This is a genomic window from Rhodopseudomonas infernalis, from assembly GCF_022271405.1.
Lineage (GTDB): Bacteria > Pseudomonadota > Alphaproteobacteria > Rhizobiales > Xanthobacteraceae > Rhodopseudomonas > Rhodopseudomonas infernalis.
Genome location: NZ_JAJNAL010000010.1, coordinates 25,530 through 47,039 on the forward strand (window position 1 = coordinate 25,530; position 21,510 = coordinate 47,039).

Annotated in this window: 18 protein-coding genes and 1 pseudogene; 3 read left to right on the forward strand and 16 right to left on the reverse strand. The window is 63.6% G+C overall.

Features of this window, described 5'->3' with window-relative positions:
- Nucleotides 1-783: an alpha/beta fold hydrolase gene (locus tag LPW26_RS09120; RefSeq protein ID WP_238734441.1), complete on the forward strand. Its 783-nt coding sequence runs from the start codon at nucleotides 1-3 to the stop codon at nucleotides 781-783.
- A 111-nt stretch (nucleotides 784-894) separates the two neighbouring features.
- Here LPW26_RS09120 and LPW26_RS09125 read toward each other — a convergent pair whose 3' ends face one another.
- The 5 genes from LPW26_RS09125 to LPW26_RS09145 form a co-directional block, all read right to left on the reverse strand.
- On the reverse strand, nucleotides 895-1,599 hold the full coding sequence (locus LPW26_RS09125) for an ABC transporter ATP-binding protein (RefSeq protein ID WP_238734444.1): 705 nt from the start codon (nucleotides 1,597-1,599) through the stop codon (nucleotides 895-897).
- Nucleotides 1,586-3,451: a branched-chain amino acid ABC transporter ATP-binding protein/permease gene (locus LPW26_RS09130; protein WP_238734449.1), complete on the reverse strand. Its 1,866-nt coding sequence runs from the start codon at nucleotides 3,449-3,451 to the stop codon at nucleotides 1,586-1,588. The genes LPW26_RS09125 and LPW26_RS09130 overlap by 14 nt, the downstream gene beginning before the upstream one ends.
- A complete protein-coding gene (locus tag LPW26_RS09135) occupies nucleotides 3,448-4,323 on the reverse strand; it encodes a branched-chain amino acid ABC transporter permease (protein ID WP_238734452.1) in 876 nt (291 codons plus the stop codon). Before LPW26_RS09135 ends, LPW26_RS09130 begins: the two co-directional genes overlap by 4 nt.
- Nucleotides 4,324-4,333: 10 nt before the next feature.
- Nucleotides 4,334-5,650: an ABC transporter substrate-binding protein gene (locus tag LPW26_RS09140; RefSeq protein ID WP_238734458.1), complete on the reverse strand. Its 1,317-nt coding sequence runs from the start codon at nucleotides 5,648-5,650 to the stop codon at nucleotides 4,334-4,336.
- A gap of 73 nt (nucleotides 5,651-5,723) precedes the next feature.
- Complete coding sequence (locus LPW26_RS09145) at nucleotides 5,724-6,773, reverse strand: carbon-nitrogen hydrolase family protein (RefSeq protein ID WP_238734461.1); 1,050 nt, start codon at nucleotides 6,771-6,773, stop codon at nucleotides 5,724-5,726.
- 136 nt (nucleotides 6,774-6,909) lie between these two features.
- Here LPW26_RS09145 and LPW26_RS09150 point away from each other — a divergent pair.
- Nucleotides 6,910-7,806, forward strand: a pseudogene (locus LPW26_RS09150) (LysR family transcriptional regulator); the annotation flags it as partial.
- A 199-nt stretch (nucleotides 7,807-8,005) separates the two neighbouring features.
- Here the strand turns inward: LPW26_RS09150 and cbbX are convergent.
- The 6 genes from cbbX to LPW26_RS09180 form a co-directional block, all read right to left on the reverse strand.
- Nucleotides 8,006-8,920, reverse strand: a complete 915-nt coding sequence (gene cbbX, locus LPW26_RS09155) for a CbbX protein (protein ID WP_238734463.1) — start codon at nucleotides 8,918-8,920, stop codon at nucleotides 8,006-8,008.
- Between the two features lie 2 nt (nucleotides 8,921-8,922).
- A complete protein-coding gene (locus LPW26_RS09160) occupies nucleotides 8,923-9,345 on the reverse strand; it encodes a ribulose bisphosphate carboxylase small subunit (RefSeq protein WP_238734466.1) in 423 nt (140 codons plus the stop codon).
- A gap of 138 nt (nucleotides 9,346-9,483) precedes the next feature.
- Nucleotides 9,484-10,941 carry a form I ribulose bisphosphate carboxylase large subunit gene (locus tag LPW26_RS09165; protein WP_238734469.1) on the reverse strand — a complete coding sequence of 486 codons (1,458 nt, stop codon included), beginning with the start codon at nucleotides 10,939-10,941 and terminating at the stop codon, nucleotides 9,484-9,486.
- Between the two features lie 177 nt (nucleotides 10,942-11,118).
- Nucleotides 11,119-13,731, reverse strand: coding sequence for a PAS domain S-box protein (locus LPW26_RS09170; protein ID WP_238734472.1), 2,613 nt, complete (start codon nucleotides 13,729-13,731; stop codon nucleotides 11,119-11,121).
- A gap of 125 nt (nucleotides 13,732-13,856) precedes the next feature.
- A complete protein-coding gene (locus tag LPW26_RS09175; RefSeq protein WP_263858978.1) occupies nucleotides 13,857-14,693 on the reverse strand; it encodes a response regulator in 837 nt (278 codons plus the stop codon).
- Nucleotides 14,690-15,403, reverse strand: coding sequence for a response regulator (locus tag LPW26_RS09180; RefSeq protein WP_319942173.1), 714 nt, complete (start codon nucleotides 15,401-15,403; stop codon nucleotides 14,690-14,692). The genes LPW26_RS09175 and LPW26_RS09180 overlap by 4 nt, the downstream gene beginning before the upstream one ends.
- Before the next feature lie 496 nt (nucleotides 15,404-15,899).
- Between LPW26_RS09180 and LPW26_RS09185 the strand changes: the two genes are divergently transcribed.
- Entirely contained in the window at nucleotides 15,900-16,880 is a 981-nt protein-coding gene (locus LPW26_RS09185; RefSeq protein WP_238734481.1) for a LysR family transcriptional regulator, read from the forward strand.
- A 424-nt stretch (nucleotides 16,881-17,304) separates the two neighbouring features.
- On the opposite strand, the gene hemA is transcribed toward LPW26_RS09185, so the two are convergent.
- The 5 genes from hemA to puhC are packed head-to-tail and all read right to left on the reverse strand — an operon-like array spanning nucleotide 17,305 to nucleotide 21,504.
- Nucleotides 17,305-18,516, reverse strand: coding sequence for a 5-aminolevulinate synthase (gene hemA / locus LPW26_RS09190; protein ID WP_238734484.1), 1,212 nt, complete (start codon nucleotides 18,514-18,516; stop codon nucleotides 17,305-17,307).
- Nucleotides 18,513-19,586 carry a putative photosynthetic complex assembly protein PuhE gene (gene puhE / locus LPW26_RS09195; protein WP_238734487.1) on the reverse strand — a complete coding sequence of 358 codons (1,074 nt, stop codon included), beginning with the start codon at nucleotides 19,584-19,586 and terminating at the stop codon, nucleotides 18,513-18,515. The genes hemA and puhE overlap by 4 nt, the downstream gene beginning before the upstream one ends.
- A 12-nt stretch (nucleotides 19,587-19,598) precedes the next feature.
- A complete protein-coding gene (gene acsF / locus LPW26_RS09200) occupies nucleotides 19,599-20,702 on the reverse strand; it encodes a magnesium-protoporphyrin IX monomethyl ester (oxidative) cyclase (RefSeq protein ID WP_406677287.1) in 1,104 nt (367 codons plus the stop codon).
- Complete coding sequence (locus LPW26_RS09205) at nucleotides 20,699-21,004, reverse strand: hypothetical protein (RefSeq protein WP_238734490.1); 306 nt, start codon at nucleotides 21,002-21,004, stop codon at nucleotides 20,699-20,701. Before LPW26_RS09205 ends, acsF begins: the two co-directional genes overlap by 4 nt.
- The gene (puhC, locus tag LPW26_RS09210; RefSeq protein ID WP_238734493.1) at nucleotides 21,001-21,504 is read right to left on the reverse strand and encodes a photosynthetic complex assembly protein PuhC; all 504 of its coding nucleotides are present in this window, start codon (nucleotides 21,502-21,504) and stop codon (nucleotides 21,001-21,003) included. Before puhC ends, LPW26_RS09205 begins: the two co-directional genes overlap by 4 nt.
- Nucleotides 21,505-21,510 lie beyond the last annotated feature (6 nt).

Here is a 21,510-nt window from a genome sequence, read left to right on the forward strand (position 1 = left end):
ATGCAGATCAAGGTCAACGGCATCGACACCTTCGTCGCCACCGGCGGCAAGGCATTCGACCCCTCGCTGCCGGCCGCGGTGTTCATTCACGGCGCCGGCTTCGATCATTCGGTGTGGGCGCTGCAGACGCGCTGGTTCGCGCATCACGGCTTCGCTGTGCTGGCGCCCGACCTGCCCGGCCACGGCCGCGCCGGCGGCGAGCCGCTGAAGACCATCGCCGAGATGGCCGACTGGGTCGCGGCGCTGCTCGGTGCCGCCGGCGCACAGCCGGCCAAGCTGATCGGCCACTCGATGGGCTCGCTGATCGCGCTGGAAGCCGCCGCGCGGCATCCCGCCAAGGTGGCGTCGCTGGCGTTGATCGGGACTACCTCGGTCATGACCGTCGGCCCGGATCTGCTGAAGGCCGCCGAGGTCAACGATCCTGCTGCGATCGCCATGATGACGATCTGGGGTCTCGGCCCCGACGCCGAGATCGGCGGCAACCTCGCGCCGGGCCTGTGGATGCATGGCGGCTCGGTGCGGGTGCTCGAAGCCAACAAGCCGGGGGTGATCTTCAACGACCTGTCGGCCTGCAACGACTACAAGGACGCGCTGGCGGCGGCGGCGAAGGTGACGGTGCCGACGCTGTTCATCCTCGGCGAGCGCGACATGATGACACCGACCAGGAACGGCAAAACGCTGGCGGCGGCAGTGGCCGGCTCCCGCACCGTGATCCTGAAAGGCGCCGGGCACACGATGATGGTCGAGCGTCCCGACGAGGTGCTGAAGGCGCTGCAGGGGTGATCAAAGACGTTTGTTGCTGAGCAGGGCATCGCCGCACGAGCTGCGGCGCTGCCCTTGTGCTCCTGGGACGAGACCCGCGGCATTCCGCGGCCGCGGGACGAGGTGCATCCCTCAGGACGCCACACCGAGGAAGTCGCGTGCCATCCCCGGGTTGGCGTTCAGCTCCGCCGGGGTGCCCTCGTACACGACATGACCGTTGTTAAGTCCATAGACTCGGTTGGCAAAGCTGAGGGCGGCTGCGACGTTCTGCTCGACCACGATCATGGTGCGGCCTTCCGCGGCGAGATTGCGCGCGACCGCGACCAGATCGCGGACGATCAGAGGCGCGAGACCTTCAAACGGCTCATCGAGCAGGATGATGCGAGCATCGCGGATCAACGCGCGGGCGATCGCCAGCATCTGCTGCTCGCCACCGGACAATGAGCGGCCGGCCGATTTGCGCCGCTCCTTGAGTCGCGGAAATACCTCGTAGATCCGTTCGAACGACCAGGCGTTCGGCGCGGTCAGTGCTGCGATGCGCAAATTCTCCTCGACGCTGAGACCACCGAAGATCGCCCGCTCCTCGGGAACCAGTTGCACGCCCATGGCGGCGATCGCCGACGGCGGCATTCCGGCGATCGGCTTGCCGTCGAGGCGGATGGCGCCGCTGCGCGGCGACAGCACGCCCATGATCGAGCGGAGCGTCGTCGTCTTGCCGGCGCCATTACGCCCCAGCAGGGCCACGACCTCGCCCTGCTCGACCCGGATGGACAGGTCGAACAGCACATGGGAATCGCCATACAGCGTGTTGATCCGGTCGACTTCAAGCAGGCTCATGAGCGTGCAACCCTCCGAGATAGGCATCCTGGACCGCCGGGTTGCGACGGATTTCATCGGCCGTGCCGTCCGCCAGCAGCCGGCCCTCGTAAAGCACGGTGATGCGCTCGGCGAGGCCGAAAATGGCGTCGAGATCGTGCTCCACAATCACCACGGTTCGAGCTCGGGCAATGTCGCGTATGAAGGCACAGGTCGCGGCCCTCTCCGCCGGGCTCATACCGGCCAGCGGCTCGTCGAGCAGCAGCACGTTCGGACTGGTCGCCAGCGCCATCCCGATCTCGAGCCGGCGCTTCTCGCCGTAAGCCAGCACATGTGCCGGCGTATCGGCACGCTCGACGAGGTCGAGCATGGACAGGATCGACGAGACCTGCGCTTCTACTTCCGCAAGACTGTTCGCCGGCCGCAACAGGTCGAAGCGCAGCGGACCGCGACTGCGGGCCAATGCGGCGATGCGCAGGTTCTTGCGCACCGACAGGTTGGGAAACAGCTGGTTGAGCTGGTTGCTCTTGGCGATCCCGAGCTGAGCGGCTCTGCTGACACCGAGACCGGTGACCTTCTCACTGAACAACAGCACATCACCGGACGTCGGGCTGACCTCGTCGAGCAGCATTTTGAACAATGTCGACTTACCCGCGCCGTTCGGGCCGATCACGGCATGGATCGATCCGCGACGAACCTTGAACGAGACGCCGTCGACGGCTTTCAAACCGCCATAGTAGCGAGCCAGCGATCGCGCCTCGAGCGCGGTCTCTCCGTCTCCCGTCGCAGGCTCGGCCAGCGGCAGGGTCACATCCGCACGCGCCGCCGCGCCACCGGTGGCCGCGTCGATGTTGTGCGCCTCGATCACCTCGGTCTTCGCCTCGGCAGCGCGCAGCGCGGCTTGGTTGCGCCGCTCACTCCACCAATGCGCGATCTCCCCGCAAATGCCGCGGCGCAGCCCGATCACCAGCACGATGAAAGCGACGCCGAGGACCAGCTTCCATAGAATGGCGAAGCCGGGGATCAGTTGCAGATTGTCGCGCAGCCACAGCCACACCGTGGCGCCGACCAGCGGCCCGATCAACGTGCCGGCGCCCCCGACGATGGTCTGCACCACCAGTTGACCCGACGTCTCCAGCGAGAATGCATCGGGCGGCATGTAGCTCTGAAAAGAACCGAGCAATCCACCTGCGAGACCCGCGTAAAGCGCGGCGAGGACGAAGGCCGTCAGTTTATAGGCAGGCACGTTGTGGCCCAGCATCGCGACGCGGCCGGTGTTCTCCTTGATCGCCAGCAGGATCGCCCCGACCGGCGAGCGCACGATGCGCCGTGCCAGCACATAGCCGACGAAAAAGATCACCGCGAACAACCCGTACATCGGCAGACCGGCCGTGATGCGGAACGCATGCTCACCGAAACCGAGCACGGGCACCGGTACGCCAGCGATGCCGTTCTCTCCGCCCGTGTAGTCGGTCAAGATCGAGTTTTCGATGAAGTATGCCATCTGTCCGAAGGCGAGCGTGATCATCGTGAAGTAGATGCCGATCCGGCGCACGGCGAACCAGCCGACCACCAAGCCGAAGACGCCGGCCGCACCCGTGCCCGCGAGGAGGGCCAGCCAGACGCTGCCGATCGCGCCGGACACCAGGAGATACGCCGTGACGAATCCGCCGACGCCATAGAAGGCGGCCTGACCGAACGACAGCAGGCCCGTCAGCCCGAACAGAATGTCGAAGCCGAGGCCGATCAGTCCCCAGTTCAGCACACGCGTCAACAGATCGGTGGAGAAGCCCAGCGGATTCAGGACCAGCGGTCCGAAGATCAGTGCGAGCAGAACTGCGATTTCCGCGGAGTACGTCCTGACGCGCTTCATGCCCTGCCTTCCGATCCGAACAGGCCCTGCGGGCGCATCACCAGCAACAGCGCCATCAGCGCATACAGCATGACTTCGGAATAGGACGAGTTGAACGCGCTCGTCAGGCTGATGATCTCGCCGGCGATCAGACCGCCGACGATCGCGCCGGGAAACGAACCGAGGCCGCCGAGGACGATCACGACGAACGATTGCGCCATGAAATTCGCACCCATATCCGGCGACACCGCGACCACCGGGGCATACAGCATCCCGGCGAGCCCCACGGCGACGATGCCGATGGCGAACACAAGCAAGAAAGCGCGGCGCACGTTGATGCCGAGGATGCCGACCATGCCCGGATTTTCGATTCCGGCACGCACCACCAATCCCATCGAGGTGCGATACAGCACGAGATACAGCCCGATCAGCAACCCGGCGATGATCGCGATCAGTTGCAGCCGGTAGGTCGGATAGATGAGGAACCCAAGCTGTGTGGCGCCCTGCCCCCAGGGCGGCACCGGCACGCGCTGCGCGTTGCCGCCGAAACCGGCACGGATACACTCGACCAGAACAATGCCGATGCCGTAGGTGACGAGGATCTGGTCTTCGTGCGGCCGGTCGTAGAAGTAGCGAATGATGACGCGCTCGAGCAAGAAGCCGAGCACCAGCATGAAACAGCAGCCGAGCACGATCGCCAGCACGAACGACGAGGTATAGTGCAGCAGCACGAAGACCGTATAGGCGCCCACGGCGAACAGCGCGCCGTGGGCGAAGTTGAGCACGCCGAGCGTGCCGAGGATGATCGTCAGCCCGCTGCTGACCAATGCCAGCAGCGTACCGAGTGCCAAGCCGTTGAAGGCCTGCGAGACGAGAACGGGCCAGCTCGGCATGACCATTTCCTCAGGTATAGGGGCCGAGCTTGCAGCCGAAGAAGTCCGGTGAATTCATCACGCTCTCGCCGTCGACGATCTCGACGATGTCGTAGAAGTCTTCCTTGTGCTTCATCTCAGCGGGCTTCTTGCCGCGCAGGATCGGGATCGGCCGAACCATCTGATGATCTTCGGCGCGATAATAGACCTTGCCGATCGTGGTGTTGTAAGGCTGCGACTTGGAGCTTTCCATCACCTTGATGACGTCGACCGGATTGAAGGTCTTCGCACGCTCCACCGACATCGCCCACAGATAGGTTTGCATGTAGCCGATATGGGCGCCCCATCGCGGATAGTACTTGTTCTGCGCGACGAAGCTCTCGACGAAGGCCTTGGCGAGCGGGAAGGTGTCCTGCAGGCCGAACCAGAAATCGCAGCTGCCATACACGCCCTGCATCAGCTCGGCGCCGAGCTCCTTGTCCTGGAACGACGACAGATTGGGGACCACGAGCTTCATGCGCTTGAGCACGCCGAACTGCTCGGCCTGCTTGGTCGAGGCGACGGCGTCACCGCCGAAAGCGATGTTGACGAACACGTCGGCGCCGCTGTTGGCGATGTTGAGCAGCGCCGAGGAGTAATCTGTGGTCCCGAGCGGGACCACTTCCTTGGCGATCTGCTTCCAGCCCTGCTCGGTCGAGAATTTGGCGAAGCTGTCATAGACGCTGTGGCCGTAAGTGTAGTCCGGCACCAGGAACGCCATCTTGATATTCTTACCGAGTGCCTTGGCGACCACCGGTGCAAGACCCTTGGCGGCCATGTAGGCGTTCTGCTGCGAGCGGAAGCCGTAGCGCTGGCAGTTTTTGCCTGTGATGTCGTTGGAGCCGGCGATGCCGACCATGTAGAGCACCTTCTCGCGCGAGCCGAGCTCTTCGAGCGCGATCGCGCTCGAGCTCGACACCGACCCGGCCACCATGATGGCCTTGTCGCGCTGGATGAACTGGGTAGCGCTCTGCACGTCGAGGTTCGGTTTGCCCTCGGTATCTGAGACCTTGTAGCGGATCTGGCGGCCGAGCACGCCCTTGCCCTTCAGTCCCCAGCTCTGGGCGATATCACCGCCTGCGTTGATCTGCGCGATCGCCAGATCGTAGCCGAGCTTGAGGTCGCCGCCGTCGCCCGAGAACACGCCGGTGAGCGGGATGGTCAGACCGACGAAAACCGAATCGGCGGAAACGCCTGCCGGAAACGTGCCGATGGTCGCCGGCGACTGCGCAAACGAGCGTTCCGGAAGCATGAGACCGGCTGCGGCGCCGACTCCTCCGAGCAAAAGCTGCCGACGGTCAAACTGCATGTCACCACCTCTGTCAGTTCAATCACCACCACCATCGGCGGTGAGTTGCGGTTTGGGGGAAGCCCCGGCGAAACTAGAGACCGATACGGGCAGTCTGCGTCGCGCGGCCGATGTCGTCCGCGGCATCGTCCACAGCCGCGACGTTCGCTGCGTCGTCGATGAAGGTCGCCGGCACCAGCCGGCGGCGGTTGATGCCCAGCTCGAAGACGTCGAAGCGATTGTAGTACCCGACGACATCGTGGAATTGTTTCGGCTCGACGCATTTGTTGAGGTCGATGTCGGCATACAGGATGCCCTCGTCCTCGCAGAGCGTTTCGCCGATCTGCTCGCCGGTCGGATCCAGAAAGTAGGACGCCGCGTTCGGCGTACCGTCGAGCACGGCGGCAATCGACGGATCGCGCGCCATCAGCAGTTCGCGCGCCGGCTTGTCGAGGACGCCGGCGGTGACGAGGCCGAAAACCTTCGCTTCAAAACAATGCGCGCTGGCGCGGATACGGGTCGCCGTCCCGATATGGTAGTTGCCGCCTTCGGCCGGGCGCCGCGTCGGCCAGATCGGCGGCCAGCTGGAGATGTGAAACTGCTCGCCCTGCGCGATCAGCGCGTAGCGCGCCAGCGGATTGGTGTTCTCGCCGCAGATCAACTGACCGATCCTGCCGATCGGCGTATCGACAACGCGCAGACCCGCGCCGTCACCGGCGCTCCAGATCAGCTTCTCGTAGAACGTCGGCACCAGCTTGCGGTGGTGATTGAGAATCGTCCCGTCCTCGCCGATCAGCAGATTGGAATTCCAGATGCAGCCGACGCTGGCCGGCGACCTCTCGCTGATGCCCATCGACACCACGATCCCGTGTGCCCGCGCCTCGTCCCGGATCGCCTTCACCTCGGGTCCGTCCACCAGCACCGACTGATCGGCCATTCGCGCGAACAGATCGTGGTTATCGATCGGCGCCCACAAAGCGGCCCACACCGGAAATGCAGGGACGAAGGTCTCGGGAAACGCAACCAGAGCGGCACCTGCCGCGGCTGCCTCACGGATGAGCGAGAGCGCCTTTTTCGTAGTCGCAGCCCTGTCGAGGAACACCGGTGCGGCGTGAACCGCGGCCGCCTTGAATCGAGGAAGCATATCGTCGTCCTTTGTTTCCAACAGGCTAGGTCGCTTCCGAACGCTGTGGGTAGAGGCAATCCTGCAAGCCGGCTTGCATCCGGCAAGAATGCGTCTCAGCAGCATCTATTGGCACGGGTTTTGCCGATGTCGTCGCATGAAGGACTTCAATTCACTCGACTGGGATGACCTCAAGGTGTTCTTGCACGCGGCCAGGGGCGGCAGCCTGGGCAGCGCGGCCAAACGCATGAAGGTCGATCAATCCACCGTCAGCCGCAAGATCGCGCATCTGGAGAGCACGCTTGGCATCGCGCTGTTCGAGCGGCTCCCCTCCGGACTGCGCGTCACCGAGCTGGGCGACCGTTTGCTGTGCCACACCGAGAGGATCGAGAGCGCGGTCATCGCGATGCAGGAGGACGTGCAATGCGGCAGTAGCCGGACGGCCGGCCGCGTCCGGCTGGCGACGATGGAAGGCATCGCATCGCTCTATCTGGCCGCGCGCTTCTCGCGTCTTCACCGCCAGCATCGCAACCTGACGGTCGAATTGCTGACGTCGCCGCAGACCGTTTGGGTGAACCGCCGCGAGGCCGATCTCTTCCTCAGCTTCTTCCGCCCTCGCGGCCAGGGCATGGTTTCCGAGCGAATCGGATGTTTCGAGCTGGGCCTGTACGCCTCACAGGACTATCTCGATCAGCTCGGCACACCCAGTTCCGCCGCCGACCTCGCGCGGCATCAGTTCATCACCTATATCGACGATCTCATCCAGCTCGATTCGATCCGCTGGCTGGACGACATCATCAAGAATCCCACTGTCAGTTTTCATTCCAACAGCATGATTGCGCAGATGAACGCCGCGGCCGGGGGTCTCGGCCTGGTCTTGCTACCGAGCTTCGCCGCTAAGGATCGCGACGATCTGGTGCCGGTGCTGCACGACCAGATATGGACGGCACGCGAAGTCTGGATCAACGTGCACACCGACCTGCAGTTCGTGCCGCGCATACGCGCGGTGTCGAGCTTCCTCAAAGCGACCTTCAAATCCGACCCGATCATGCAGGCCGCCCCACCGGAGGGGTTATCTACGGCACCCTCGGATGGAAGCAGAGCTCGCGATGAACGCCGGCCGGAAGCCGTGATCAGCGAGCTGACCGAACCATGCGTCGATTCCGCACTAGCCCTGATCTCGATGAGCACCACTGCCCGCGCTTCGGGAACGGCCTCACACGACTTGGCTTCGCTATCCATGGATCCGGATGCTACCCTCCCTTGCCGAACACCCGGCTCGCCAGTACGTCGCCGGCCTCGATCGTCATGATATCCTCGGCGCTCAGCGAGCGGTCGAGGTCGGCGATCAGGCGGTTGGCCTGGCGGAGACGGATGCGGTCGAGAGCGTTGCGGATCGAGCGGGCGTTGGCGAACAACGGCTGGGTTTTGCGGATGCCGATGTAGCGCTCGAAAGCAGCCTTCGCTTCGGGGGCGAAGTGATAATTCTGCTCGTTCAGCATGCCTTCGGCGATCGTCAGCAGCTCGCCGTCGGTGTAGTCCGGAAAGTCGATGTGGTGCGCGATGCGGGAGCGGAAGCCCGGATTGCTGGCGAAGAACTTCTCCATCCGGTCGGCATAGCCGGCAAGGATCACCACCAGATCGTCGCGCTGGTTCTCCATCACTTGCAGCAGGATCTCGATCGCTTCCTGGCCGTAGTCGCGCTCGTTCTCCGGGCGATACAGATAATAAGCCTCGTCGATGAACAGCACGCCGCCCATCGCCTTCTTCAGCACCTCCTTGGTCTTCGGTGCGGTGTGGCCGATATATTGCCCGACCAGTTCGTCGCGCGTCACCGACACGACGTGACCACGCCGCACGAAGCCGAGCCGGTGAAGGATCGACGCAATGCGCAGCGCCACCGTGGTCTTGCCGGTGCCGGGATTGCCGGTGAACGACATGTGCAGCGTCGGATTGCCGGTCGCGAGCCCCATCCGCTTGCGTAAGCGTTCGACCAACAGCAGCGCGGCGATCTCTCGGATTCGCGTCTTCACGGGCTTGAGCCCGATCAGCTCGCGATCGAGTTGATCGAGAACCTCGCCGATGCCGACGGCTTCAAACTCGGCACGGAGGTCGACGCGCTCGGGCGGCGTGTCGCTCTCGTTGGTGGCTGCAGCAGGCGTGTCCACAATCACTCTCCGTAGCGGCGGCCTTCAGGCTTGTCGGCCGAATAGGCGCGCGTGGTGTAGCGCATGTTGCGGCCGTCGACTTCCTGGCGGTCGAGCCGGAAGCCGGGCTCCTCCTTCGGTCGATTGACGATGAAGGACAGCCGCACCGACTCCCAGCCGTGCGAGGAGTCGAACGCCGACAGCCGGATGTAGCGGTCGCCGTAAACCTTGCGGCATTCGGCCAGCTCCATCATCACGCCGGCCGCGTCCTGCAGGTCGAACATCGGCAGCCCCCACATGTCCCAATAGGTGTTGCGGGGATGCGGGTCGTCGGTGAATTCGAGGTTCACCGCCCAGCCCTTGCCGAGCGCATATTGCACCTGCGCGGCGATCTGCTCGTCGGTGAGATCGGGCAGGAACGAGAAACAGCCTTGGGTCACGCGCATGAATTGCTCCTTATTTTTTGGGCGAACGATCTCCGGGGCCGTCATTGCGAGCGAAGCGAAGCAATCCAGAAGCGAGGCATCCAGAAGCGTAGTGCATGCGGCTGGATTGCTTCGTCGCTTCGCTCCTCGCAATGACGATTACGTCGAAACCGAGGGTGTCGGCGCGTAGTCGGGGGTATCGGTGGATTCGTAGTTGAAGGTGACGTTCTTCCAGGTGTCGAGCGCGGCCTTCAGCGGCGTGCAGGTCTGCGCCGCCTTGGCCAGGATCTCCGGGCCCTCGTGCACGTAGTCGCGGCCCTCGTTGCGGGCGAGGATCATCGCTTCGAGCGCGACACGGTTCGCGGTGGCGCCGGCCGCGATGCCCATCGGATGGCCGATGGTGCCGCCGCCGAACTGCAACACGACGTCCTCGCCGAGCAGGTCGAGCAGCTGATGCATCTGGCCGGCGTGAATGCCGCCCGACGCCACCGGCATCAGCTTGTTGAGGCTGGCCCAATGCTGGTCGAAGAACACGCCGTGTTCGAGCTGCATCGGATTGTAGTCTTCGCGGCAGATGTCGTAGTAGCCCTTGGTGGTCGCCGGATCGCCCTCGAGCTTGCCGACCACGGTTCCGGCATGGATGTGATCGACACCGGCGAGCCGCATCCATTTGGCGATGACGCGGAACGACACGCCGTGATTGCGCTGCCGGGTGTAGGTCGAGTGGCCGGCGCGGTGCAGATGCAGGATCATGTCGTTCTTGCGCGCCCACTTCGCCATCGACTGGATCGCGGTGTAGCCGATCACGAGGTCGATCATCACGATGATCGAGCCGAGTTCCTTGGCGAATTCGGCGCGCTCGTACATGTCCTCCATGGTCGCCGCGGTCACGTTGAGATAGGTGCCCTTGATCTCGCCGCTCACGGCCTGCGCCTTGTTGACCGCCTCCATGCAGTATTGAAAGCGCTCGCGCCAATGCATGAACGGCTGCGAGTTGATGTTCTCATCGTCCTTGGTGAAGTCGAGGCCGCCCTTCAGCGCTTCGTACACCACGCGGCCGTAGTTGCGGCCGGACAGGCCGAGCTTCGGCTTGACGGTGGCGCCGAGCAGTGGCCGGCCGAACTTGTCCATGCGCTCGCGCTCGACCACGATGCCGGTCGCCGGCCCCTGGAAGGTCTTCACATAGGCGATCGGCAGCCGCATGTCCTCGAGCCGCAGCGCCTTCAGCGGCTTGAAGCCGAACACGTTGCCGATGATCGAGGCGGTGAGGTTGGAGATCGAGCCCGACTCGAACAGATCGAGGTCGTAGGCGATGTACGCGAAGTACTGGCCGGGCGAATTCGGCACCGGATCGACTCGGTAGCACTTGGCGCGATACTTCTCGGCCGCGGTCAGGCGGTCGGTCCAGACCACCGTCCAGGTCGCGGTCGAACTCTCGCCGGCCACGGCTGCGCAGGCCTCAACCGGATCGACGCCATCCTGCGGCGTGACGCGGAACAGCGCGATGACGTCGGTGTCCTTCGGTTCGTAATCGGGCTCCCAATAGCCCATCTTCTTGTATTCCATCACGCCGGAGCGATAGCGGTCCTTGCCGCGGATGGTGACTGACTCGTTCATGTCGTCCTCCCTGAAAGCTGATTGGCGTCGGCCGCGAGATGTCAGATGCCGTTCCGGAAACGGGGATCGCGAAGGTGCCGCATGTCCGGCACGTGTCGCGAATGCGTCGCAGGGACTTTGATCACAACGGCTAAAATAAGAGAAATTTCATTATCTTCGACATCGCCAAAGTAAATATTATGAGGCGACGGATTGCAGCGCTTCGAGCTCGGCCTTCGCGTTGTCGATTGCGATTTGGAGCGTGACATAGAGCTCCGGCACGTCGTGCGCGTGCTCGCTGCACGCCATCTCCATGCGGCGACAGGCTTCGGCGAGCTGGACGAAGCCGAGTTGACCGGCGAGCGAGATCGTCTTGTGGGCGATCGCTCCGAGCGCCTCGCGCTCCGCCGGGTCGAACGCGCCGATGCCGGGGGCGACGGCTGGCTCGTCGTGAGGCGCGCGCGGCTCCATCCGGGCGATCGTCTCGGACAGTTGCGCCGCAAAGCCCGCGATCACCTGATCGTCTGCAAACAGCCTGAGGTCGTCGAGCGCATCCTGATCGCGGACCGGCAGATCCGGTCCGGCTGCCGATGGCGCCAACGGCACGGACGGCAGGTTCGCGACGCCACCATCAATCCATCGGGCCACACAGGCGAGTAGTTCGACGCGATTGATCGGCTTGCCGAGATGGTCATCCATGCCCGCCGCCTTGTAGCGCGCGACCTGTTCGGGAAGAACGTTCGCCGTCAGTGCGATGATCGGGACCGTGCTCGGGCCGACGCCTCTCGCGCGGATCCGCCGGGTTGCCTCCAGCCCGTCCATCTCGCCCATCTGCACGTCCATGAAGATCAGATCGTAGACGCGACTGCTGGTCATGGCGATCGCCGTGCTGCCGCTGTCCGCCAAATCGACCTGGTGCCCCGCCCTGCAGAGCATGGTCCTGCAGAGATCGCGGTTCATCTCGACATCGTCGACCACGAGAATCCGGGCGCGCCTGCTGCTCTGAACCGGCGCGTCGTGCCTGTCGATGTCGATCTGCTCGGCGACCGGCAGGTCGATTTCGAACGCGAAGGTGCTGCCTATTCCAGGCTCGCTCTCGATTTTCAGCTCCCCCTGCATGGCGTGAACGATGCGCTGCGAAATCGCCAGGCCGAGACCGGTGCCCCCGTATTTGCGCGAGATCGTCTCGTCGGCCTGGCTGAACCTTTTGAAGAGCCCGTTCTGCTCATCCGGCGAGATGCCGATGCCGGTGTCGGTCACGGCAATCCGCAGACGAACGACATCGTCGACCCGCGACACGCAGGACACGATCAGTTCGACCGAGCCGGCCGCAGTGAACTTGACGGCGTTGTTCATCAGGTTCAGCAGCACCTGCCGCAGCCGTGCAGCGTCTCCGATCAGGACAGGCAATGTGGAACGCGTCGCCGCGATCAGTCTGAGGCCTTTTTCATCGGCCTTCGGCTCGATGATCGAGGCGCAATTCGCGATCAGCTCCGGGATATAGAGCGGCTTGCTCTCCAGCTTCACGCCGCAGGCCTCGATCTTCGAGAAGTCGAGAATGTCGTCGATGATGACACGCAGCGAGTCGCTGGCCTCGAAGATCCGGGTCACCTGACGGCGGGTGTCCGGAGCAAGCGTCTGGTCTTCCAGCAAGAGATCGGAGTATCCGATGATCCCGTTCAGCGGGGTGCGGATTTCGTGGCTCATATTGGCGAGAAAATCCGCCTTGGCGGCACTCGCCTGCTCGGCGGTCGCGCGTGCGGCCTTGAGTTCGTCCTCGTATTTGAGCTGCTCGGTCAGATCGATCGCGATTCCGAGAACGCCCAGATTGGTTCCATCTTTCGACCGCAGCAGACTGAGAGTCAGCCGCACGGGAATGCGGTTGCCCTGTCGGTCGATATAGGTCCAGACCGCGGTGTCCGGATCGTTGCGTGCGAGCCGCGCCCGAAGCACGCCGGCGTTGGAGGCGACATGCACTCCTTCGCTTCGCATCGCTGCGGCGCGCTCCGCGAGTTCGTCGGGATCGTGAAACAGCATTGCGGTGGCTTGGCCGATCATCTCCTGCGCCTTGTAGCCCAGCATCCGTTCGGCGGCCGGGTTGAACAACGTGATCGTCCCCGAGACGTCGGTCGCGATCACCGCATAGGCGGCGCGTTCGAGGATGGCGGTTTGCAGCGTCAGGGTTTTCTCGAGCTGCGCGGTTCGCTCGGCGACCTGCCGTTCGAGCGAGGCGTTGAGATTGTGGATCTCTCTCTCGGCCTGCACCAGGTCGGTGATGTCGCGCGCGGAGGCCGCCATCCCGATCAACGTGCCGTCATCCGAGCGCATCGGCGAGATGCTCACGGCGACATCGACCAGGTCTCCGTTCGCCTTTCGTCGCTTGGTCCAAAGATAGGCGAAGCAGGTCCCGTCCTGCATGCCGGCGAGCATCTGCCGCTCTTCCTCCCGAAGTTCGTCGGGAACGATCAGGTCGCTCGCGTTCCGGCCGATCGCCTGATCGGCGGTGTAACCGAACAGCAGCTCCGCCGCCTTGTTCCAGCTCAGCACGGAGCCGTCCAAGGACTTGCCGACGATCGCGTAACTCGAGCACTCCACGATCGCCGCCAGATGCGCGTAGTGACGCGTTCGCGCATTGCGCCGTTCGAACCGCGTCAGATGCAGCTCGATCAGGCCGGCGATCAGCAGGCCGATCGCTAACGAACTCGCCAAGATCCACCACGGGATATCGAGTGCCCAGCTGCCCAGCGCTTCCCATGACGGCACATCGGCGGACGCGATGCGTCCGGCCACGACGCTCAGGGCGACGATCACGGCGGCACCGCCGAGACGGACGACAAAACGCGCGCTTCTGCCGCCAGCTGGACGTCGGGTCGGCATCGGCGCGCCTTCGAACTTTCGCTTCGCTGGATCCAGGCGAATCACGATCGGAACTCGTGCTAAGCCGCCGGATCTCGTTTCGGACCGGCACAGCAATAATGCTGGATGGTCTCGAACAATCCGCTGACGTCGAACGACTTCTTGAAAATGCCGATGGCGCCGGGATAGCCCAGCACGTCGCGCTTCAGCAGCTTCTCGGTCGAGAGGTCGAGGTCTTTGGCGCTCAGCACGATCACCGGAATTAGGGCGGTCGCCGGATAGCTGCGCAGCCGGGTGATCAGGAAGTCGGCGTCACCCTCCGGCATGTGATAATCCGTCACGACCACGCTCGGAAAATGACCGGCCGCAAGACGCAGTGCGCGCGCGGCGTTCGGAGCAAACAGCACGTCGATGCCGAGCTTTTTGAGACGGCTGGCGAGGAATTGGCCGACCTGCTCGTCATCGTCGACCACCAGCACCCGCGGCTGCGTCGGCACCTCCTTTGCGGCTGCTGCCAACGCGTCTGTTTCCGTGGCGATCGCTTCCGCCATCTGCGGAAATATCTCGATGAGCGCACGGCTGATGTCGAGCCAGAAATCGGTTCGCTTGCAGGCGAGGAACATTCCCATCGCTTCGCAGCGCTCCAGGGTCTCCGCGCTCGATACACCGGTGACGACGATCACGTCGACCGGAGGCCCACCGGGCTCGAGCAGATGGAACGACGCCGTCAGTCCATCCAGCTCCGGCATGTTGACGTCGACGATAATCAGATCAGGTGACGTCCGCCGCGCCTTCAGCAACATCTGCAAGCCGTTTGTCGCGGTATCGACTTCGAAGCCCATTCTCCGGCACCGCGTCGACAGGGCCTTCAAGATTGCCGGGTCATCGTCCGCAATCAAAATCCTACGCGCACTCATTCGAATCTCTCCGGCGTCGTCGATTGTTCGGACTTCGGCTGGTTGTCGCGATCGAGCACCTCCAGCAGATCATCGAGGCGGGTCACCACGTCGCTGCTCGCCGTCGTTCCGCGCGTAAAGGCATCGAGCACGCGTTCCAACCGCGCGGCTGTCTCACTGATCGAATCGTAACCGTACAGGCCGGCCACGCCGGCCAGCTTGTGCACGACATCGCGCATCGGCGCGGCGGAGTCTCCAGCCGCAAAGACGGCCCGAAGTTCCCGGAGGGTGGCGGCATCGTCACTCAGCCGACGCCCGATATCCACGTCCGGCGGCATGACATCCTCTTGATCCATGGCTGTGAGATCGAGGTACTTGCGAACACTGCCGATGAGGTCGCGCAGGTTGAACGGCTTGAAGATGACGCCCGACACGCCGCACGACATGAATTGAGCGACATGATTTTGTCGGCTGCGGGAGGTCGTAAAGACCACCGGAATGCCCCGCGTGGCCGTTCGATTGCGCAACCGTTCGAGCAACTCCAGACCACCGATACCCGGCATCGAGACGTCACTCAGGATCAGATCCGGAAGCCATTCCGTGACCGCCTGCATCCCCTCTTCGCAGGAGAGACAGCCCTTGGTTTCCAGACTCGGATCGAGCGACAGCACCACGGAAACGATTTTTAACATCGCTGGATCGTCGTCGATATGGAGAATGCGACTCCTCACGAAGCCCCCTGTCCGCGGTTCAGCCGGCGGTAGACGCAACAAGTAATTCGATTAGTTTTGTAATCACATCGCCCGCGATAACTCTGATCGTCGGCAAGCTAATTTCTCGTTTAGATGACGGCGATTCTCGTCGAACGGGAAGATATTTCGCCGCTACTCGTCATTGAACGAGGATACGTCGTAATCGATGAAGTTCACGGATTTGTACGAGGTCACCAGCGTCTGGCCGTTCCAAGACCAACGGCTTCGACTTTGACCGGGCTGCCGGTCGATGTGCACCGGAAGCTCTCCGGTCAGCCAGCAAGTAATTGACGATGACAAACTATCAGGATCGCAACGCCGCCTGCAGAATCACTTCTGCCATCGGCTTCAGGTCGCAGCCGGACCAATTCGGATCCTCGTGATCGCAGCCCGGTGTTCACCAGCCTGATCAATGTTGACCGTCCTCGGGGAATAGCCGACACTCCGTCAACGTCCCCGCACGCAGTCATTGTTGATGAGTCGCCCCTTCAGAGCAGTTTCGATCCGGCAGCTCCGCGCACTTGCGGCCCTGGCAGAGACCGGTAGCATCACGGCGGCGGCAAACAAGCTGCATCTGACCCAGCCGGCGGTCACGCTGCAGCTGCGCAATCTACAGGCGCTCGCCGGCATCCCGCTGATTCAGCGGCGCAGCGACGGCATGCAGCTCACCGATGCCGGGCTCGAAGTGCTGGCGCTGAGCGAGCGGATCGAGGCCGCGATAGCCGCATGCGACACGTCGCTGGAGATGATCGCCGGCAAAACCGCGGGGCGGATCTCGATCGGCGCGGTGTCGACCGCAAAGTACTTCGTGCCCTTTGCGATCTCGGGATTTCTCAAGCTCAACCCGAAGATAGACGTCCGGCTGTTCATCGGCAATCGGCAGGAGATCGGCTCGGCGCTGCGCGGCTACGAACTCGACATCGCCATCATGGGACGGCCGCCGGTCGACCTCGAAGTCGAGACCCATCTGATCGGGGACCACCCGCACGTCATCATCGCGCCGACCGCGCATCGGCTGGCGCGCAAATCCGACGTCGCGCTCACCGAACTCGCCGGTGAGACGTTCCTTACCCGCGAGCCGGGCTCAGGGACGCGGAGCCTGATGGAGCAGCTCTTCGGCAGTGCCGGCATCCGGCCAACCATCGGCATGGAGATGGGCAGCAACGAGACCATCAAGCAGGCAGTGATCGCCGGCCTCGGCATCGCCTTCCTGTCCGCCCACACGGTCGCAACCGAGCTCGACGAAAGGCGGCTCGTGATCCTCGACGTCGTCGGGCTGCCTGTTGTGCGGCAATGGTACGTCGTCACGCGCAACGACAAGGTGCTGCTGCCGCCGGCGCGCGCGATGCTCGACTTCCTGAAGGCCGAGGGCCCGCAATTCCTGCCGCGAACCGACCGGCGAATGCGCCTGACGCGCCCGTCCGCGCCGCCCGCCGGGCATCGCATCAAGCGTTGATGGCAGGCAGGACTGACGGAAAGCAGGACGAGAGCGCTTCATCGATTGATTGAAGCGACGCCGTCTCCTCTGGTGCGGAATCGTCCATCCTGAGGCGCGCGCGTAGCGCGACTCGAAGGATGCGGCAAAGGCGCCCGTGGCTCATCCTTCGAGGCTAGCAGCGTCGCGCAGAGCGCAGCACAGCGGGTACCTCGGGATGACGGCAGCGATTCGATTAGAGGCAGAATCGCTCTAGCGACAGGCTCGTATAGGCTGACTCTGACGATCGGCCGCTGTATCTTGCCACAAATGCGCCGGCGCCGTTTTCGCAGTCTTTCCTCGGTCATGGCCCGCCGGCCATGACGAAGGTGAAGTCTCTCGGCGCGCCCAACTTGCCAGGCAAGCCTGGCGCACGGCGAACCGCCGTTTGATCCGGGAGCGCGACCTATGCGGCCTTGGCCAAACCGACCCGGGCCCAGATTTCACTGAGGGCCTGAACCAGATGCTCGATGTCGGCGTCGGTGTGCTGCGGCGACGGTGTGATGCGCAGCCGCTCGGTGCCGCGCGGCACCGTCGGGTAGTTGATCGGCTGCACGTAGATGCCGTAGCGGTCGATCAGCTCGTCGCTGATCTGCTTGCACAGCGCGGCGTCGCCGACCATCACCGGGACGATGTGGCTCGGGTTCGCCATGTGGGCCACGCCGGCCTGGTCGAGCCGCGCACGCAGCCGCGCCACGCGATCCTGATGGCGCTCACGCTCGGCCGAGCTGGCGCGCAGATGCTGGATGCTCGCCAGCGCGCCAGCCGCGACAGCTGGCGGCGGCGAGGTCGAGAAGATGAAGCCCGAGGCGAAACTGCGCACGAAGTCGCACACCGCAGCCGAGCCGGCGATATAGCCGCCGACCACGCCGAACGCCTTCGCCAGCGTCCCCTCGATAATGGTCAGGCGATGGCTCAGCCCCTCGCGATCGGCGATGCCGCCGCCGTTCGGGCCATACAGGCCAACGCCATGGACTTCGTCCAGGTAGGTCATGGCGTTCGCGGCGTCGGCGACGTCGCAAATCTCGGCGATCGGCGCAACGTCGCCGTCCATCGAATAGACCGATTCGAACGCCACCAGCTTAGGCGCGTGCGGATCGAGATCGGCCAGCTTGCGTTCGAGGTCGCGCGGATCGTTGTGGGCGAAGATACGCGTCTCGCTGCGGCTGTGACGGATGCCTTCGATCATCGAGGCATGGTTCAACTCGTCCGACAGAATCACGCAGCCGGGCATCCGCGACGCCAGCGTCGACAGCGAGGCCCAGTTCGAGACGTAACCGGAGGTGAACAGCAGCGCAGCTTCCTTGCCGTGGAGCGCGGCCAGCTCCTGCTCGAGCAGGACGTGATAGTGATTCGTTCCGGCAATATTGCGGGTGCCGCCGGCGCCGGCGCCGCAGCTGTCGAGCGCCTCGTGCATCGCCTTCAGCACCGCAGGGTGCTGGCCCATGCCGAGATAGTCGTTGGAGCACCACACCGTGACGTCGCCGGTGCCGTCGGGCTTATAGTGCGTGGCGCGCGGGAACGAGCCCGCATGGCGCTCGAGATCGGCGAAGACGCGATACCGGCCCTCACGATGCAGGCCTTCGAGCTGCCTGCGGAAATAGGCTTCGTAATTCATGACGTCCTCCCGTTGATCGTTGCGACCGGCTCGGCGGCGATGCCGACCCGGGCCGGAGCCAATCCGCTGCGCGGATGCTGTTCGAGGAAAGTCTGGCGAAACTGATCTTCGAGGCGCTGCCGGGCGCAGCTCGAGCGCACCTTGGGCGCTTCGTCCTTGCGAGCGGTCGGCAGCACCACGAGCTGCGGCCCGACCGCACTGCGGGCCTCAGCAGCGGCCTGCGGCGCTTCGGAAGCTTGCGTCGGCGCGGCATGCACGGACGCAGCGGCAATGGTAGACGGATTCTGTTCCATGATGTTGCTCTCCGGCGAGAAAGCTGGACGGATGCCCCAACTCCAAAGCGTGATGGCGGGCAGTGGTAGCAGCATGAACCAATGTTCGACGACGCCAAGTGCGAACAAAGTCGATACCAGCGTCAGGCCGACGACTTCGGAGGGCGTATCGGCGACTTCGACGATGCGCTGGATCATCACCACCAGCACGGCGGTGGCCGCGGTCACCGAGATCGGGAAGAACACACTCACCGGCTTACGCGCGAAATACGTCTTCAGAAACTGGACCGCGTCCGGCATCAGTTCGTCATTGGTGACGGGAACACCGAGAAACAGATTGATCTTGGCACTCTGGCGCAGCACCCACAGTGCCAGATAGGTCCAGCGACCGACTTCGTTTTCGGCGCCGAGCGTCACCCACACCACGATGGCGCCACAGGCGAGCAGGCAGATCTCGTGATAAATGATCGCCTGCAGCGCGTAGCTGAAGCGAGCAAAACCCTTGGCATCCGGTGGACACGGCTCGGCCCGCGGCCCGGTCAGCCAACCGGACAGGAACGCGATTTCCTGGGCGCCCCACAGGAAGATGATGCAGCTGAACGCCATATAGGCCGCGCCGACGCTGGTGTCGTGCGCGGTGACTGACAGGCCGCACAGCGCGATCGTGAGCATCCCGCCCGCACACACCGCCCGGAGCAGCTCCGAGCGGCCGACGCTGCCAACCAGCAGCAGAACGGCACCGGTGGAAAACCACCAGACGAAGGCCGCGAAGATAGGTGGGCCGAGATAGGACACCATCGCGCTACTCTCTCACCACGCCGGCCGCAGACCGATAACGCGGGGCAACTCGTTCCGCTTCGCCGGCAGCAGGAACAGACGACCGAACGCCAGCGCGGCCGAGGCCGCGTAGAACGGACGCTTCAGTTTGCCGACCACACCCTGACTACGAGACTCGGCGATCTTGTCCGCGGCTTTGCGCAATCTCTCGAGATTGGCGAGGAAACGCGGATCGTCCAGATTGATCGTCACCGGGAAAACCTGCTTGGAAATCTCGGTCGTGATGCGGAACACCTGCATGCCGTAGTCGGTGGCATCGACGCCCAGCGCCTCGTAAAAGGCCGGACGCATATGGTCGCGCACATACATCGTGGCGAACACCGCGAGCAGGAAAAACCGGATCCATAGCTTGTTGATGCCCGACAGGAGCGACGGATCGGCACGCATCAGCAGCGCGAACGCTTCGCCGTGACGGAATTCGTCGTTGCACCAGCGCTCGAACCATTTGAAGATCGGATGGAAACGGCGCTCCGGATGGCGCTCCATCTGGCGGTAGATCGTGATGTAACGCGCGTAGCCGATCTTCTCCGACAAGTAGGTCGCGTAGAAGATGAATTTCGGCCGGAAATAGGTGTACTTCTTGACCTTGGTCAGGAACGACAGATCGACGCCGATGCCATGATCCTTGAGGATCTCGTTGATGAAGCCGGCGTGGCGCGCTTCGTCCCGGCTGAGCAGGCCGAACAGTTCGCGGATCTCCGGGTTCTTGATGCGCTTCTTGATTTCCGAATACAGCACGCAGCCCGAGAACTCGGCGGTCAGCGACGAGACCAGAAAGTCCTTGAACTCGGCGCGCAGTTCCGGCGGCAGCTTGTCGAGGTCGCTTTCGCGGAATTCGTCGGTCTTCTTGAAGTGCGACTTGTTATAGTCGGCGCGCATCTCGTTCATCATCGCCGTCCACTCGGCGCGCACTAGGCTGACGTCGAGCCTGTCCATCGCGGCGTAGTCGGTGGTGTAGAACCGCGGCGTGAGGATCGTATCCTCTTTTGCGATGTTGAGGCTGTCGACGCTACCCTTGATCGCGGGGCGGGCCGTCGGCCGTAGCGCGCCCTGCGCGCCTCCCTCCATCGGAATCATGAAACCCTCCCATCTGAGAAGCTGACTTCGTAGAGCTCGGTCAGTTCGCGATAACCTTCCAGCCGCGCGCGGATCTTGTCGAGCCAGCCGGCCCGCACCACGGTCGCGGTGCGGCGAACGACCAGCCGTTCGCCGAATTCGACGTGGGTCGGCGCGTCGTGAACCATCACTTCGTCGCCGGGGCCGATCTCGACATCGCCGTCGAGGATCACGTGGGCATGGAGAGTTTCCGACGTCTGCTCGATTTCCACCGTGCAGGGGACGTCGAAGCTTGTGCGTTTCCCGATCCCGAACGTGCTCATTGCGAGCCGTCCTTTTGCTTATCGCTATTTTGCTTGTCGTTAGCTGCCCCGATCGTCGGAGCGGGCATCAATTGAGAGAAGGCGCGGAGATTGTCCGCACCGAAGGCGTTGAGGTCGAGCACCTTGCGGGTCGCGGTATCGGTCAGCGTGTACTGGCCGTTGCTATGACGGGCGAGGACGAAGGGCGGCTCCGAGCCGACGCCGGCCACCATCCGCTCGCGCGCCAGTCCGCGCATCGCCACGCGGACGAATCCTGACTCGCCGGGATGAATGACGCGGACGAGAGTGTGGTCGTTGGCGCGGTAGATATTAACCAGACCGTTGGAGCTGTCCTCGAAGGTCAGGTCCATGCTCTCCACGACGGCCGGCGGCGTCATGTGAGAATGCCCGTAACCGGTCAGGCGCACGGTCGCGCCCGCCCCGATCGCAAACAGCACGATCGCAGCGGCACCGATCAACGCGCCTTTGGGAACGGTGAAATTTTCGGCGGCCTCACTCATCTCTCT

Bases quoted from the DNA above. Each gene is read 5' to 3' on its own strand.
- LPW26_RS09205 (WP_238734490.1), bottom strand. From the start codon at position 21,004: ATGAGCACGTTCGGGATCGGGAAACGCACAAGCTTCGACGTCCCCTGC.
- LPW26_RS09185 (WP_238734481.1), top strand. From the start codon at position 15,900: ATGAGTCGCCCCTTCAGAGCAGTTTCGATCCGGCAGCTCCGCGCACTT.
- LPW26_RS09140 (WP_238734458.1), bottom strand. From the start codon at position 5,650: ATGCAGTTTGACCGTCGGCAGCTTTTGCTCGGAGGAGTCGGCGCCGCA.
- puhE (WP_238734487.1), bottom strand. From the start codon at position 19,586: ATGGTGTCCTATCTCGGCCCACCTATCTTCGCGGCCTTCGTCTGGTGG.
- LPW26_RS09125 (WP_238734444.1), bottom strand. From the start codon at position 1,599: ATGAGCCTGCTTGAAGTCGACCGGATCAACACGCTGTATGGCGATTCC.
- LPW26_RS09175 (WP_263858978.1), bottom strand. From the start codon at position 14,693: ATGAGTGCGCGTAGGATTTTGATTGCGGACGATGACCCGGCAATCTTG.
- LPW26_RS09145 (WP_238734461.1), bottom strand. From the start codon at position 6,773: ATGCTTCCTCGATTCAAGGCGGCCGCGGTTCACGCCGCACCGGTGTTC.
- LPW26_RS09120 (WP_238734441.1), top strand. From the start codon at position 1: ATGCAGATCAAGGTCAACGGCATCGACACCTTCGTCGCCACCGGCGGC.
- LPW26_RS09160 (WP_238734466.1), bottom strand. From the start codon at position 9,345: ATGCGCGTGACCCAAGGCTGTTTCTCGTTCCTGCCCGATCTCACCGAC.
- LPW26_RS09130 (WP_238734449.1), bottom strand. From the start codon at position 3,451: ATGAAGCGCGTCAGGACGTACTCCGCGGAAATCGCAGTTCTGCTCGCA.
- puhC (WP_238734493.1), bottom strand. From the start codon at position 21,504: ATGAGTGAGGCCGCCGAAAATTTCACCGTTCCCAAAGGCGCGTTGATC.
- LPW26_RS09165 (WP_238734469.1), bottom strand. From the start codon at position 10,941: ATGAACGAGTCAGTCACCATCCGCGGCAAGGACCGCTATCGCTCCGGC.
- LPW26_RS09135 (WP_238734452.1), bottom strand. From the start codon at position 4,323: ATGCCGAGCTGGCCCGTTCTCGTCTCGCAGGCCTTCAACGGCTTGGCA.
- acsF (WP_406677287.1), bottom strand. From the start codon at position 20,702: ATGATTCCGATGGAGGGAGGCGCGCAGGGCGCGCTACGGCCGACGGCC.
- hemA (WP_238734484.1), bottom strand. From the start codon at position 18,516: ATGAATTACGAAGCCTATTTCCGCAGGCAGCTCGAAGGCCTGCATCGT.